Origin of the sequence: Pyxidicoccus sp. MSG2, from assembly GCF_026626705.1 — a bacterium.
In the GTDB taxonomy this organism is placed as follows: Bacteria; Myxococcota; Myxococcia; order Myxococcales; family Myxococcaceae; genus Myxococcus.
In genome coordinates this window covers 8,773,313-8,787,987 of the sequence record NZ_JAPNKC010000001.1, presented here as the reverse complement: position 1 = coordinate 8,787,987, position 14,675 = coordinate 8,773,313, and the positions used below count along the sequence as shown (strand labels likewise).

Below are 14,675 nucleotides of genomic sequence, written 5' to 3'. Positions count from 1 at the left end.
TCACAGCGCCCCGACGAGGCGTTTGAAGGTGTCGCCCCGGTCCTCGAAGTTCTTGAACTGGTCATACGACGCGCACGCGGGCGACAGCAGCACCGTGTCCCCCGCCTTCGCCACTTCGCGCGCCTTCTTCACCGCCGCGTCCAGCGTGCCGCATGCATGCACCGGCGCCTGGCCCGCATACGCCTTTGCCAGGACGTCGGCGTCCTGACCGATGGTGAGCACGCCCTTCACCTTGCCCCGCCCCTCCTCCACCATGGGCGCGTACGGCGCGCCCTTTCCCTTGCCGCCGGCAATCAGCCACAGGTCGCCCTTGAAGGCGCGCAGTGCCACCAGCACCGAGTCCACGTTGGTGGCCTTGGAGTCGTTCACCCACTCCACGCCGTCCAGCACGCGCACGCTCTCCATGCGGTGCGGCAGTCCCGGGTAGCTGTCCAGTCCCGCCTGCACCGCGTCGGCCGGCACGCCGCCCAGCCGCGCCAGCAGTGCCGCCGCCATGGCGTTCTGCGCATTGTGCGCGCCGCGCAGCGCGCGGTTGGTGAGCCGGTAGTGCTCGTTCAGGAAGTCGAGCCGGAACCCGCCCTCCTCCGCGATGGCCTGGCCCGCCAGCTTCGGCGCGTCCGCCACCGGGCGCCCCGTCATGCCGAAGCCGTACACGGGCACCTTCGCCGCGCGCGCCAGCCCCAGCACGTCCGCGTCGTCCGCGTTGACCACCGCGAAGTCCCCGGCCTGCTGGCTTTGAAAGATGCGAGCCTTCGCCGCGCCGTAGTCGGCGTGGGTGGCGTACCGGTCCAGGTGGTCCGGCGTGAGGTTGAGGATGGCGGCGCCGCGCGGGCGCAGGGTGCGGATGCCCTCGAGCTGGAAGCTGGACAGCTCCACCACCAGCGCGTCCCAGTCCTTCGGGGCCAGGGCGGCCTCGGAGAAGGGCCGGCCCAGGTTGCCGCCCACGAAGGTACGCTGGCCGCCGCGCAGGAAGAGCTCGCCGGTGAGCGCCGTGGTGGTGCTCTTTCCGTTGGTGCCCGTAATCCCGAACAGGGGCACCTCGGTGAGGAAGCGCGAGGCCAGCTCCACCTCGCCCCACACCGCCACGCCCGCGGTGCGCGCCGCTTCAATCTCCGGAAGCGCCAGCGGCACACCGGGGCTCACCACCACCAGGTCCTGCGACGCGAGCAGGCCCGGAGGCACCGGGCCGGTGACGAGCGAAGCGCCGAGGGCCTTCACCTCGCGGCCCACCTCGCCCAGCGCGTCCTCGGTGCGCGCATCCAGCGCCGTGACGTGAGCGCCGTGCTGGCGCAGGAGGCGCAGCGCCGCCACGCCACTCTTCGCCAGCCCGTAGACGAGGACCTTCTGACCGGACAGCGACAACGACATGGCCGAGCCCCCTTTGCCGCGGTTTCAGCGCAGCTTGAGCGACAGGAGCGCCACGCCACCACAGAGGATGGAGACGATCCAGAAACGGACGATGATCTTCGGCTCGGCCAGGCCCTTCAGCTCGAAGTGGTGGTGCACCGGCGCCATCTTGAAGACGCGCTTGCCCGTCATCTTGAAGGAGGCCACCTGAATCATCACGCTCAGCGCCTCGGCGAAGAAGATGCCGTGGATGATGGCGGACACCACCTCGTTCTTGGACAGGACGGCCAGGCCGCCCAGCGCGCCACCCAGCGCCAGCGAGCCGATGTCGCCCATGAAGACGGAGGCCGGATAGGTGTTGAACCAGAGGAAGGAGATGCCCGCGCCGACAATGGCCGCGCAGAACACGGCCAGCTCCGCGCCGCCCGGCACCTGGAGGATGCCCAGGTACTGGTACAGCGGCGTGGCCACGAGTTTTGGCACCCCGTTCACCAATTCCGAGTCCGCGATGCTCAGCGTGGTGCCCGCCACGTAGCAGAGCACCGCGAAGGTGATGGCGGAGACGATGGTGGGGACAATCGCCAGGCCGTCCAGGCCGTCGGTGAGGTTGACGGCGTTGGAGGTGCCGACGATGACGATCCACGCGAAGACGACGTAGAACCAGCCCAGGTCCGGGTTGAACCAGCGCGTGGGGATGAAGGGCACCGTCAGCTTCGTGTTGATGAGCAGCGTGGGCCCGAAGGAGCCGTCCGGGTGCGTCCACGTGGTGAGCAGGCCGAACACCGCGACGAGGAAGAAGAAGGTCTGCAGCACCATCTTCTTGCGGCCGGCGAGCCCCTTCGAGTTGCGCTTGGACAGCTTCAGCCAGTCATCCAGGAAGCCGATGAAGCCGTAGCCGAAGGTGAGCAGCAGCATCACCCACACGCCACGGCTGCCCAGGTCCGCGAACAGCAGCGTACCGGCGGCGATGCAGATGAGGATGAGCGAGCCGCCCATGGTGGGCGTGCCCTTCTTCTTCTGGTGCGTGTCCGGCGTGTCCTCGCGCACGTTGCTCTGCCCGTGCTGCTTCAGCCGCAGGCGGGCAATGAGCCGGGGACCGATGAGCATGCCGAGCAGCAGGGCGAAGACGCCCGCGGCGATGATGCGGAAGGTGGGGTAGCGCAGGAAGTTGAGGACGCGCCCGGCTTCCGTGTTCTGGATGAGCTCGTAGAGGAGATACAGCACTAGTGAGTTCCTCCGGGGGCTGGCGCGCCCGTCAGCGCCGCCACCACCCGTTCCAGCCGCATGCCACGGCTGGCCTTCACCAGCACCACGTCACCCGCGCGCAGTTGGGGCGACAGCCAGGCCACCAGCGGCTCAATCTCGGTGAAGTGGGCAGCGGAATTGCCCATGGAAGCGGCCTCCCACCCCTTGACGGAGCGGGGACCGAAGAAGGCCGCGAGCTTCGCGTGCCCGGGAACGCGCCCGCCCAGGCGCGAGTGCTCTTCCAGCTCGCCCGGGCCCAGCTCCAGCATGTCCCCCAGCACCACCACCGGACGGCCGCCTGCGGGCACCAGCGTGCCCAGCGTCTCCAGCGCCGCGTCCATGGAGGCCGGGTTGGCGTTGTAACAGTCGTCAATCACCGTCACGCCGCCCTTGCCATCCACCACGTTGAGGCGCCGCGCGTACGGCCGCGCCGTCTCCAGGCCGCGCACGCACTCCTCCGGCGAGTAGCCCAGCGCCAGCGCCAGCGCGAAGGCCGCCGTGGCGTTCTGCGCGTTGTGCGGACCGATGAAGTGCAGCCGCACCGGCCAGTCACGGCCGGAGTAGCGCACCGTGGCCACCATGCCCTCGCGGCCGCGCGTCTCCACCGCCGTGAGCCGCACGTCCGCGCCCTCCGCCCGGCCGAAGGTCAGCTGCTTCGCCTTGCTCCGCGCGGCCTGCTTCGGGATGAGCGGGTCGTCCACATTCACGACCACCGTGGACGTGGGGCCCAGCTCGCGGAACATCTCCCCTTCCGCCTCCGCCACGCCCTCGATGCTGCCCAGGCCTTCCAGGTGCTCGGGCTGGACGACGGTGATGACACCGGCATCCGGCCGCACCACGCGGGTGAGCCGTTCAATCTCACCGGGGCGGTTCATGCCCACCTCGATGACGGCCGCCACGTGCTGGGGCTCCAGGCGGAAGAGCGTCAGCGGGACGCCAATCTCGTTGTTGAGGTTGCCCTCCGTCTTCAGGGCCGGCCCGCGCGTGGCGAGGATGGCGCCCACCATCTCCTTGGTGGTCGTCTTCCCGTTGGAGCCGCCCACCGCGCAGAGGGGAATCTTGAAGTGCTGCCGGTGGTGGCGGCCGAGGGCCCCCAGCGCCATCAGCGTGTCCTCCACCTCGTAGAGGGGGAAGCCCTCCGGCAGCGCGGGCAGCGTGCGCCCGCGCCCGACGACGGCGCCAGCCGCCCCACCCTTCGCCGCCGCATCCACGAAGGCGTGCGCGTCGAAGCGCTCGCCGACGAGGGCCACGAAGAGACAGCCCGGGGTGAGCGAGCGCGTGTCGGTGCAGACCGCGGAGAACGCGGCCGGGGCCGGACCTCCGCGCCGGGTGGCCCCGGTCGCCTGCACCACCTCATCGTCGTTGAATCGGGCTGACATAGGGGTGTGGGGGCGAGCGCGGCCGGGCCGGGCCGCGCTCTCGTGACTTCAGCTAGGGGGTACGGTTGGCCAGCGCCTTCGCCGCCACCTGGCGGTCGTCGAAGTTGTGCTTCTCCGTGCCCACCTGCTGGTACGTCTCGTGGCCCTTGCCGGCGATGAGGACGACGTCGTCCGCGCTGGCCAGGCCGATGGCGAGTTCAATCGCCGCGCGGCGGTCCGCGTCCACCAGGTAGCCTTTCTCACCCGACTTGGCCTTGCCCGCGGAGATGCGGCGCAGGCCGCCCTTCTCCAGGCCCGGCGTGACCTCGCCGATGATGTCGTCCGGGTTCTCGCTGCGGGGATTGTCGCTGGTGACGATGGCCAGGTCCGCGGCCTCCGCCGCCACCGCGCCCATCAGCGGACGCTTGCCCTTGTCCCGGTCGCCACCGCAGCCGAAGACCGTGATGACACGGCCCTTGGCCAGCGCGCGAGCGGCCTCCAGCGCGCGCTTGAGCGCGTCGTCGGTGTGCGCGTAGTCCACCAGCACCGCCGGTGCGCCACCGGGGCCGTAGTTCTCCACGCGCTCCATGCGGCCGGCCACCGGCGTCATGCGCTCGATGCCCTCCTGCACGTCGCGCCGGGCGAAGCCCGCGCCCAGGCCGATGCCCGCCGCCAGGAGGATGTTCTCCAGGTTGTGGGGGCCCAGGAGCTTGCTCTTGATGGGGATGTCACCCGCGGGCGTCTTCAGCGTTCCCTTGATGCCCTGGAGCGTGAAGGTGACGTCGGCGGCGGAGACTTCTCCATTGCCCACGCGGCTGAACTTCCACGCCATGCGCTTCTGGCCGCGCAGCTCGTTGTAGATGCGGCTGGCGTAGGTGTCGTCGCCGTTGACCACGGCCACGCCGGTGGCGGACAGGTTCTCGGCGAACAGCTTCCGCTTCGCCTGGAAGTAGTCCTCCATGTCCTTGTGGTAGTCGAGGTGGTCCCGGCTCAGGTTGGAGAAGCCCGCCGCCTTGAAGGTGAGCCCGTGCACGCGCTCCTGCGCGAGCGCATGGCTGGACACCTCCATGATGACCGTCTCCACCCCCGCGTCGACCATCTCCCGGAAGATGCGGTGCAGCTCCAGCGCATCCGGGGTGGTATTGGCGCTCTCCACCGTCTTTCCGGAGAACTTGTAGCCCAGCGTGCCGATGACCCCGGTGGCCGCATAGGCCGCCGTGCTCATCGCCTCCAGCAAGTAGGTCGTCGTCGTCTTCCCGTTCGTCCCGGTGACACCGAGCAGCGTGAGCTGGTCGGCGGGACGGCCGTAGAAGTTGGCCGCGATGATGGCCAGGGCCTTGCGCGCGTTGCCCACCTTGAAGAAGGGCACCTGCGAGGAGGGCACCGGCTTCTCGGAGACCACCGCCACCGCACCACGGGACACGGCCTCGCCGATGAACTGGGCCCCATCCTCCTTCGTGCCAGGAATGGCGACGAAGAGGTCCCCCGCCTTCACGCGCCGCGAGTCCTGCGTCACACCGGTGACGTCAACCGCGGAACGGCCGCCCGAGGTCTGCTCGGCACCACATCCTGCGAGGACATCCGTCAGCTTCATCTCTTCCCCTTCACACGTCTTGCAAGCGCGGGTCCTGGAGCGAGCGCGGCCTCATTGCCGCGTCGCGAGCTCCAGCGTCACCCGGGCCCCCTTCTCCACCAGTGCGCCGGCGGCGGGGGTTTGAGACACCACTCGTCCACTGCCCATTACTTGTGGCTCGAGGGCCGCGGCGAGCAGCTTCACCACGGCTTCTCGTCCTACCTGTCCCTGGACGTCCGGCACACGCACCGTGCCGGGCTCCGGGGTCTCCGTCACCGCCTCCGCCAGCACCGGACGCGCGGGCACGGCGGCCTTGGGGGCCACCGGCTTCGCCGCGGCGGGCGCGGGGGACACGGCTGCCACGGCCACCTCGGGTGCCACCGTCCGGGACGGGGGCACGGCCAGGTGGGCCATGGCGGCAGTCGCAATCTCCTTGAAAGCAGGGGCAGCCACGAGCCCCCCGTATACGTCTGTCTTCGGTTCGTCCACTACGACGAGAATTACCGCACGCGGAGACTCGGCCGGCACCATGCCAGCGAAGGAGGCGATTCGCTTGTCCGAATACCCCCGAGCGACGGGGTCCGCCTTCTGGGCCGTGCCTGTCTTGCCCGCCACCCTGTACTCCTCCATGGCGGCCCGAGGGGCGGTCCCCTCCCTGGTCACCACACTCTCGAGCATGCCCACCACCTGCCGGGCCACCTTGGATGAAACCACCCGGCGAATCTCCGTGGGGCGGTTTTCCAGCAGGACTACCCCATCCGGGTCCACCACCTTCGACACGAGGTAGGGCCGCATGAGCACGCCATCGTTGGCCAGCGCACCATAGGCGGACGCAATCTGTACCGCGGTGGCCGTCATGCCCTGGCCGAAGGACTGGGTCGCCAGGGCCACCTCCGCCTTCGGGAAGGGGATGACGCCGCGCCCCTCGCCCGGCAGCGCCAGGCCGGTGCGCTCGGCGAAGCCGAAGGCGTGGTAGCCCGCCACCAGCTTCTCGCGCCCCAGCGCCTGGGCAATCTTCGCCATGCAGATGTTGGAGGACACCTGGAGGATGGCCCGGGGAGCCATCCAGCCGTGCGGGTGGGTGTCGTTGATGGTGTGGCGGCCGATGGGCCAGGCGCCGTTCTCGCAGAAGAAGACGCTGTCGGGCGTTATCGACTGCTGCTCCAGGGCGGCGGCCACCACGAAGGGCTTCGTCGTGGAGCCGGGCTCGAAGGTGTCCAGCGCGGCGCGGTTGCGCATCTCGGCGCGCGTGCCGGCCCCGGGGTTGTTGGGGTTGAAGCGCGGGTGGTTGGCGAGGGCGAGCAATTCGCCGGTGCGCGGATCCAACACCACCGCCATGCCGGCCACGCCCTTGGCCTCCTCCACCGCCTTCGCCAGCGCCTTCTCCGTCACGTACTGGAGGTGGCGGTCGAGGGTGAGGGTGACGGCGGCGCCCTGGCGCTCCAGCGGGTCCAACGCGCCCTGCACCAGCAGCTTGCGGCCCTTGGCGTCGCGGAAGCCGGACATGCGCGAGTTCTGCCCGGACAGCTCGTCCTCGAAGGCCAGCTCCAGGCCCTCCAGGCCGTGCCCGTCCATGCCCACCATGCCCACCACGTGGGCGCCCAATTCGCGCTGCGGGTAGAAGCGCTTGGGCTCCTTGGTGAAGCCGAAACCGGGCAGGCCCAGCGCCTTCACCGCCTCCACCTCCTGCGGCTTCGCCTGGCGCTTCACCCAGGCGAAGCGCTTGGCGCGGCCCAGGCGGGCGGCCATCTCGTCCGCGTCCACCTTGAGGGCCTTGGCCAGCGCGCGCGAGGCGGCCCGCACGTCCGGCAGCATCGACGGGTCCACCCAGATGGAGTCCACCTCCACGCTCTGGGCCAGGGGGGTGCCGCGCCGGTCGAAGATGTCGCCGCGGCGGGCGGGGATTTCAATCTGGCGGACGTACTGGTCCTGCGCCAGGCCGCGCAGCTTCTCCTGCTCGAAGACCTGGAGGAACACCGCGCGACCGAAGGCGACGCCCAGCAGCGTCAGGAAGAGGCCGAACAGCAGCTGCACCCGCAGCCTCAGCCACTTCGCGTTGGGCTCGGGAGCCCGCGTCGCCTTGAAGTCCCTCACCGCGCCGACCCCGTCGCGCCGCGCCCGGCCACCCGCGCGCCGGCCTGCTCGGAGCCGCGTGCTTCGACACGGGCGTCCCCGCGGGCCGGCTTCTCCGCGGCCAGCGACACCACCGCGCCGCCGGTGGGCATGGCCATGCCCAGCTGCTCGCGCGCCACGCGCTCCAGCCGCGCCGGGGCCTTGAGGGTGGCCAGCTCCAGCTTCAGCCGGTCGTTCTCCCGGGTGAGGGTGCGGCTCTCGGCCTCCGCGCTCGACAGGCGGTAGCCCATGTCCACCACCAGCACGCGGCTGGTGACGTGGAGCATGCCCACCGCCGCGAAGAGGGCGAAGAGGAGGACGGGCGGCAACAGGTGCATCAGCACCCCCGTCAGCGAGACGGAGCCACGCGTCGAACCGAACCTGGAAGTCGCCTTGCTCATCGGAGTTTCTCCACCACGCGCAGGTGCGCGCTGCGAGAGCGGGGGTTGGCCTCCACCTCTTCGTCCGAGGCGGCCACGGCCTTCTTCGTCACCAGGGCGAACGCACCCGAATAGCCACAGGCGCACACCGGCAGCCCCGGCGGACAGGTGCACCGGCCCACCATGTCCCTGAAGGCCTCCTTCACCTTCCGGTCCTCCAGGGAGTGGAAGGCGATGATGGCGGCGCGGCCGCCCACCTTGAGGAGGCCCGGGATGGCGGCGAGCAGCGCGTCCAGCGCCTCCAGCTCACCGTTGACGGCCATGCGCAGCGCCTGGAACGTGCGGGTGGCGACATGGATGCGGTTGGGCCACGCCTTGCGCGGCACCGCCCGCTTCACCACCTCGGCGGCCTCCAGGGTGCGCGTGGGCAGCGCGCGCTTCAGCTCACGGGCGATGGGCAGCGCGAAGGGCTCCTCGCCGTACTCCTTGAGGATGTGGGCCAGGTCGCGCTCATCCATGGAGGCGATGAGCTCCGCGGCGGTGGGCCCCGTGTCGCCCATGCGCATGTCCAGCGGGCCCTCCTTCATGAAGGAGAAGCCGCGCTCGGCCACGTCGAGCTGTGGGGAGGAGACGCCCAGGTCCACCAGCACCCCGTCCACCGGGAGCAGCTCCGCGGCCACGCGGGGCAGCTCGGCGAAGTTGCCCTGCCGGGCCTGGAAGCGCGGGTTGCCCCCCACGCGCGAGGTGGCCGCGGCGAGCGCCACCGGGTCGCGGTCCACGCCCACCACGGTGGCGCCCCGAGCCAGGAGCGCCTCCGTGTGGCCACCGCCGCCCAGTGTGCCGTCGATGATCACCTTCCCCACTCCCGGTTGGAGCAAGTCCACTGCTTCCCGCAGGAGGACGGTCTGGTGCTGGAAGTCCAAGGCCTCCACGCGCCGTCAGACGAACGGGGCCCGCGCGAGCGCGAAGGCGGCCCGGGCGTCGTTCATGTGCGGGTAGATTTCGAAGGCGTCGTGCGCGCCGGCCGCGCGGAAGATGGCGGCCAGGTACGGCGACAGGCCGGACAGCTTCAGGTCGCCGCCCGTGCGGCGGAAGGCCTCCGCGCGGGCCATGAGCGGCTTGACGCCCCGGTAGTTCAGGTGCCCCACGTCGGCGAAGTCGAGCACCACCTGGCGCACGCCGCGCTGCATCTTCCGGGTGAGGTCCTCGCAGAGCTGAAGCAGGTCCTGCTCGCTCAGCTCGCCCTCGAGCATGAGCGTCTCCACGCGCCCGGTAGCCACCGCCGCGCCCGCCCCTCGCCGCACCTCCAGAACCTGGTTCATACGCTTGCCACCCTCCCGGGACTTCTGAGCCCTGTCGACTTTCCCGCTACTGCTGGCGCAGCTCCGACAGCACCTTCATGACATCCGCGGAGGTCGCCTCCTGGCGGGCCTCCTCCTGCGCCTTCGCCCAGCCCTCGCGACTCCACAGCTCAATCACCTTCACCATCCCCGCCCACACCACGTCCTTCTCCAGCCCGGCATAGGTGCGAAGCGTGGGAGGGATGAGCAGGCGCCCCAGCTTGTCCAACGGGCACTCCTGCGCGCTGGCCACGTACAGGCGCATCAGCGTCTTCACCCCTGGCTCCATCGGGTTGCGGCGGGCCAGGGATGCCTCCAGCGCTTCCCACTCCCGCACCGGGTACGCGTGGAGGCACCTGTCGAGCGCCGTGGTGATGATGAGCCGCTCGTCGTAGGCGCCCACCAGCGTTTCCCGGAGCTTCGCCGGGAGGCTCGTCCGCCCCTTCGCGTCGATCTGGTGCTCATAGACGCCTCGGAACACGCGGGACGATCCACCTTTTCAACCCGACAGGGGATTGACCTCCACTCCTTCCCACTCCTTGCCACTACCGGGCGGCATACATACGCGTCCCCCTGGGGGGGGTCAAGAAACCGCAACAGGTTGGAACAGCAGTTCGTTGGCGCCAGACACCTGGAGCGGTGCGGCACGGGGCTCGCGGATGGATTCCGGAGGCCCCCGCACCGCGGGCGGCTGGAATCCAGAGGCCCCCGCACCGCGAGTGGCCGATTCCAGAAGTCCCGCCACACCTGGAAGGTCCAGTGGTTGCCGCGTCGCGGCGCCCTACCCAGGGAGATGGGGCGTGCTTGAGTTCCACCCGGAGACAGGCGCAGAGTGCCTTTTGCGTGAATACGAACGTACGACTGAAGGTGGCCTACAAGACCCCGCAGTCATTGGTGGGGGAGTACACACGCAGCGTCGGGCAGGGGGGCGTCACGCTGGAGACGCGCCGCAGCCTTCCGCTCGGGACTCGCTTCACCTTCGAGCTGCACGCCGGAGGCGTGCCCAGACCCGTGGAGGTCCTGGGCGAGGTGGTGCAGGTGGAGCCGCGCGAGTCACAGCGCTACCTGCTCACCGTGCGCTACGGCGTGGGCCAGGACCGCACCGCGCTGGACGCCATGCTCCAGCGCATCTTCTCCGTTCAGGAGCAGGAGGGGCTGCGCCGCTTCCCGCGACTGCCCCTGCACCTGCGCGCGATGGAGGCGGCGCCCATGTCCCCCATCTTCCTGGTGCGGGACATCTCCAAGGGCGGCGTGGGGCTGGAGGTACAGGCCCCGGCGCTGCCCCGCAAGGTGCACGTGGGCACGCCCTTCCTCCTGGAGATGGACCTCCAGGGGGGCCCGCTGATGCTGCACGGCGAGGTGGTGTGGACCTCGTCGGTGCCGAAGAAGCACTCGGAGACGGTGACGCCGGGCTTCGGCGCCACCTTCGGACGGCTGCGGCCGGAGATGCAGAAGCGGCTGGAGGCCCTGCTGACCCTGGCGTCCCTGCCCCCCGCGCCCTGGAAGGCGCGCGTGAGCTTCGGCATGGACGCGGTGACGCGGATGCCGTGAGGCGCACGGGGCTCCTCCTGTTCCGGAAGCCCCGCCCCCTGCCCCGCTCTACTCCTGGCTGAACGGGTAGCTGCCCGCGGCCTCGAGCGCCGTCACCACCGTCTCGCGCAGCTCTGCGGGGTTGTACGGAGTGAAGACGTCCAGCGAGGAGAGGCGCTTCAGCTCCTTGTCGAGCGCCTCGCCCTGGAGCGTGGCGCACAGCGCGCGGCGCGTCCTGTCGAAGGCGCGGGGGACGGCGTCCAGCGCGTACAGCTGCGTCAGCGCCACGCGCACCGGGTCCAGCTTCCCCTGGCCGGCGGCCTGCCGGGTGCGCGTCACCATGGAGTCCAGCGCGAAGGCGTCCATCACCACGTCCGACAGCGCGGCGAGCACCTCCTGGTGCTTCTCCAAATCCGTGCCGAAGGTCTCCGCGGCGATGCGCAGGCCGTGGAGGGCGAGGTGCTTGGCGGACTCGGCGGCCACCTCCTGCGGGGCCAGCGCGTCCTGGCCGCGCGCGCGGGGGCGCTCGCCCCGGGACAGCTCATCGGCCACGTTGCCGGCGACGGCGAACAGCGGCAGGTCGCCCTTCACCGCGCGCTTGAGGAGCATGCCGACGATGAGCATGCGGTTGATTTCGTTGGTGCCCTCGAAGATGCGGTTGATGCGTGCGTCGCGGTACGCGCGCTCCACCGGATACTCCTCGATGTAGCCGGCGCCGCCGTGGAGCTGCACGGCGTCGTCCACGAGGATGCCGAGCGACTCCGAGCCGTGCACCTTCATGATGGACGACTCGATGGCGTACTCCTCGACGGCGGCGAGCAGGCGCGTCTCGTGGTCGGCGGCGGTCTTGTCGTGGCCGGCGAGGCGCGCGTCCACGAGGCCGGCGGTGCGGTACGTCATGCTCTCCACGGCGTGGATGAGCGCCGTCATGCGGGCCAGCTTCTCGCGCGACAGGGGGAACTGGACGATGGGGGTGCCGAACTGCTTGCGCTCCTGCGTGAAGCGCAGCGCGTGCTGGAGCTGGAGCTTCATGCCGCCCAGCACGCCCGCGCCCAGCTTGAGGCGGCCGTAGTTGAGGATGTTGAAGGCAATCTTGTGGCCCTTGCCGACCTCGCCGAGCTGGTTCTCCACCGGGACGCGCGCGTCCTCGAAGTAGAGGGGACACGTGGACGAGCCGCGGATGCCCATCTTGTGTTCCTCCGGGCCCACGGTGAGGCCGGGAGTGTCCTTCTCGACGATGAAGCCGGTGAACTTGTCGCCGTCCACCTTGGCGAAGACGACGAACACGTCCGCGAAGGCCGCGTTGGTGATGTAGAGCTTGGAGCCGTTGAGAATCCAGTGCTTGCCGTCCGGCGAGCGCACCGCCTTCGTCTTCGCGCCGAGCGCGTCGCTGCCGCTGCCCTGCTCCGTGAGGGCGTAGGCGGCGACCCACTCACCGGTGGCGAGCTTCGGGAGGTACTTCTGCTTTTGGGCCGCGTTGCCGAACCAGACGATGGGCAGCGTGCCGATGCCGGTGTGCGCGCCGAAAGTCACGGACCAGGAGCCGTTGAGGCTCATCGCCTCGGCGAGCAGGAGGGAGGTCGTCTTGTCGAGGCCGGTGCCGCCGTAGGCCTCGGGGATGTCCACGCTGAGCAGGCCCAGTTCACCGGCCTGGCGGAGGAGGTTGCGCAGGAGGGCGTTGTCCTTGGCTTCGATGCGCTCGGCCTGGGGGAGCACCTGCTCGCGGGAGAACTGGAGGGCCGTCTTGAAGAAGAGGCGCTGGTCCTCGGCGAATGTCTCAGGGGTGACGATGCGGGTGGCGCCCACCTCCTGGAAGAGGAACGCGCCGCCGGCGGGAATCTCCTTCGAAGGGGCGGGCTCGAGTACGGCAACCATCAACGACCTCCAGGTGCGCGGAAGGGACGTCCCTCCGCCGGGCGGGCAGGCTCCCGCCGCGGGCAATCTAGGGTGTGGCGGGACAGGGAGGTAGTAGCAACCACGGCCGCTGGCTTCATGCGGACGCGCAGGTCCGACGGCGGGGCCGGCGGCGCGCCGGAGTGCTCAGTCCAGGAAGCGGCGCTCCCAGCGGCGCATGTCCTCCGGAGTCATCCGGCCGAGCGGCCGGGTGTTCCGGTAGAGGTACGGCTCGAGGAGCCGGGCGAGCGCACGGTGGAGGGGGAGCGTCTCTCCGGTCTCTGTGTCGCCGGGGTTCGGGGCTTCGCCCAGGGTGATGAGGGCACGGTCGCCAGTGAGTTCCTGGATGGAGATTCCGGGGAGAGTCAGTCGCTCGCGAAGGGCGGAGCTGCCGCCGAGTTTCCCGAGCACGGGTTGGCCGAGGAAGTTCATCCAGTGGACGCCGTCGACGTGGGTGTCCATGCGGATGTCCGGGGACCCGAACGTCATGTGCATGCCGGGATACCGCGTACGTACGAGAGCGGCGGCCTCTCCATCCATGCCACCTCCGTCGAGAGCAAGGTCAACGTATCCGGAGGTGAAGGGGAACTGTTCAGCCAGGTCGAGAGCCAACTCTCGAATCCGACCTGGGCCGTTTTCCTCCAGGTACTCGGTCGGCAGGAGCAGGAACAAGGCGCTCACATCGCGCTCTCGTCCCGGCCAGGGCAGCGGGTAGCAACGCAACCCTCTGTAATCAACATAGAGCCCACCAACACGCGGCTCTCCCGACAAATGAACGACCGCAGACTCATTGGTCTCCAACACCTGCTGGCGGATGCGTTCCCATTCAGCATCATCGAGCGGGTGGGATTGTCCTTCGGCGTCGAAGCTCCAATCGAGCCGATATGGACTCGTGCGCTCCCGAAAGAGGTCGAGCGCACTCATGACGACGGGTGCAATGCGATTGTGGGCATGCTGAAGGTAGAAGCACATGACCACAACATCACTGGCGATTGGGAAGCCCTCGCGATTCGCGTAGCGCAGTCTTGGGTAACGCATTCTTGGGACCTCGACCTACCGCCGTTTCACGCCTTCTCTGGGAGAGACAAGCCAGGGCTCTGCCTTGAGTGCATCAAGGTAGATTTCGTCCTGCCGGAACGGTTCCCATGGGGCCTTGGTGTAGCGGTGCCAACTGGCCACATTGCTCTCCGGGCATGGGAACTTCATGTCGTAGACATGAATGATGACGCCGCGCTCATCCATGATGACGATGTCCGGCGCAATGGTGCCTTCCAGTCCCTTCCACCCCAGGTTCGACACAGTCTGATTCACTGCCTTCGGGGTGAGGTACTCCCACTCCCCTGTCCGCTCATTGAGCCGGAAACGAGGCTCGAACAGGTAGCGATGGGGCAACAGCTTCTTCAAGGCTTCGTGGATGCAGTCCCATGCCAGGCTGTGCTTGAAGGCGCCCAGGTACATGGCCCAGGTCTGCCCCTCCATCTTGAGCTCGGCGCACTGTTCCCGGCTCGGGCTCTCACCATCGAAGTAGTTGTCGTTGCCTTGCCGCTCCACCCTGCGCACGCACTTCAAGATGGCCGCTTCGACATCGGAACGTAGGTCCGTAGCCAGTTCCACGCCCCGGCGCTCGGCGGAACCGATGATGGGCTGGAGCGCGAGTGCAGCGGAAGCCCCCACGGACGCGATTTTCATGGCTACGGAAATGCCCGCCTCGGCTGGACCTGAAGCACCGGTACATTTCTGCCAATCACCGGGGTTCCGCTTCAGACAGCACTCGGGCGTGAGGTCCCGAGGGCCGCACTTCAGCTCTCCGCCATCCAGTGAGGACTCCGCCAGACACCCACCCTGGAACAGGGACAGGAGCAGCAGCACCACGCCATGTCTCACGGTGGGAATCATC

13 protein-coding genes are annotated in these 14,675 nt (G+C 69.3%); 1 reads left to right on the top strand and 12 read right to left on the bottom strand.

Annotation, left to right across the window (positions count from 1 at the left end; translation table 11 throughout):
- Genes murD through mraZ form a run of 9 tightly spaced genes read right to left on the bottom strand, consistent with a single transcriptional unit; the run spans position 1 to position 9,836 of the window.
- Positions 1 to 1,368 (bottom strand): UDP-N-acetylmuramoyl-L-alanine--D-glutamate ligase, encoded by a 1,368-nt coding sequence (gene murD / locus OV427_RS34450; protein ID WP_267860455.1) that lies wholly within the window; start codon positions 1,366 to 1,368, stop codon positions 1 to 3.
- Positions 1,369 to 1,392: 24 nt separating this feature from the next.
- Entirely contained in the window at positions 1,393 to 2,571 is a 1,179-nt protein-coding gene (mraY, locus tag OV427_RS34445; protein ID WP_267860454.1) for a phospho-N-acetylmuramoyl-pentapeptide-transferase, read from the bottom strand.
- Positions 2,571 to 3,971 carry a UDP-N-acetylmuramoyl-tripeptide--D-alanyl-D-alanine ligase gene (locus OV427_RS34440; protein ID WP_267860453.1) on the bottom strand — a complete coding sequence of 467 codons (1,401 nt, stop codon included), beginning with the start codon at positions 3,969 to 3,971 and terminating at the stop codon, positions 2,571 to 2,573. The genes mraY and OV427_RS34440 overlap by 1 nt, the downstream gene beginning before the upstream one ends.
- A 52-nt stretch (positions 3,972 to 4,023) precedes the next feature.
- Entirely contained in the window at positions 4,024 to 5,544 is a 1,521-nt protein-coding gene (locus OV427_RS34435; protein ID WP_267860452.1) for a UDP-N-acetylmuramoyl-L-alanyl-D-glutamate--2,6-diaminopimelate ligase, read from the bottom strand.
- Between the two features lie 51 nt (positions 5,545 to 5,595).
- Positions 5,596 to 7,617 (bottom strand): penicillin-binding protein, encoded by a 2,022-nt coding sequence (locus tag OV427_RS34430; RefSeq protein WP_267860451.1) that lies wholly within the window; start codon positions 7,615 to 7,617, stop codon positions 5,596 to 5,598.
- Positions 7,614 to 8,036: a cell division protein FtsL gene (gene ftsL, locus OV427_RS34425; protein ID WP_267860450.1), complete on the bottom strand. Its 423-nt coding sequence runs from the start codon at positions 8,034 to 8,036 to the stop codon at positions 7,614 to 7,616. The genes OV427_RS34430 and ftsL overlap by 4 nt, the downstream gene beginning before the upstream one ends.
- Positions 8,033 to 8,947: a 16S rRNA (cytosine(1402)-N(4))-methyltransferase RsmH gene (gene rsmH / locus OV427_RS34420; RefSeq protein ID WP_267860449.1), complete on the bottom strand. Its 915-nt coding sequence runs from the start codon at positions 8,945 to 8,947 to the stop codon at positions 8,033 to 8,035. The genes ftsL and rsmH overlap by 4 nt, the downstream gene beginning before the upstream one ends.
- Before the next feature lie 6 nt (positions 8,948 to 8,953).
- A complete protein-coding gene (locus OV427_RS34415) occupies positions 8,954 to 9,337 on the bottom strand; it encodes an STAS domain-containing protein (RefSeq protein ID WP_267860448.1) in 384 nt (127 codons plus the stop codon).
- A gap of 46 nt (positions 9,338 to 9,383) precedes the next feature.
- Positions 9,384 to 9,836: a division/cell wall cluster transcriptional repressor MraZ gene (gene mraZ, locus OV427_RS34410; RefSeq protein WP_163995200.1), complete on the bottom strand. Its 453-nt coding sequence runs from the start codon at positions 9,834 to 9,836 to the stop codon at positions 9,384 to 9,386.
- Between the two features lie 362 nt (positions 9,837 to 10,198).
- Here mraZ and OV427_RS34405 point away from each other — a divergent pair, with 362 nt between their 5' ends.
- Entirely contained in the window at positions 10,199 to 10,906 is a 708-nt protein-coding gene (locus tag OV427_RS34405; protein ID WP_267860447.1) for a PilZ domain-containing protein, read from the top strand.
- A 48-nt stretch (positions 10,907 to 10,954) separates the two neighbouring features.
- Here the strand turns inward: OV427_RS34405 and OV427_RS34400 are convergent, their stop codons facing one another.
- The 3 genes from OV427_RS34400 to OV427_RS34390 all read right to left on the bottom strand — a co-directional run bounded on the left by OV427_RS34400 (position 10,955) and on the right by OV427_RS34390 (position 14,650).
- Positions 10,955 to 12,760, bottom strand: coding sequence for an acyl-CoA dehydrogenase family protein (locus OV427_RS34400; RefSeq protein ID WP_267860446.1), 1,806 nt, complete (start codon positions 12,758 to 12,760; stop codon positions 10,955 to 10,957).
- 165 nt (positions 12,761 to 12,925) lie between these two features.
- Positions 12,926 to 13,702, bottom strand: a complete 777-nt coding sequence (locus OV427_RS34395; RefSeq protein ID WP_267860445.1) for a type VI immunity family protein — start codon at positions 13,700 to 13,702, stop codon at positions 12,926 to 12,928.
- A gap of 129 nt (positions 13,703 to 13,831) precedes the next feature.
- The gene (locus OV427_RS34390; RefSeq protein ID WP_267860444.1) at positions 13,832 to 14,650 is read right to left on the bottom strand and encodes a hypothetical protein; all 819 of its coding nucleotides are present in this window, start codon (positions 14,648 to 14,650) and stop codon (positions 13,832 to 13,834) included.
- Positions 14,651 to 14,675 lie beyond the last annotated feature (25 nt).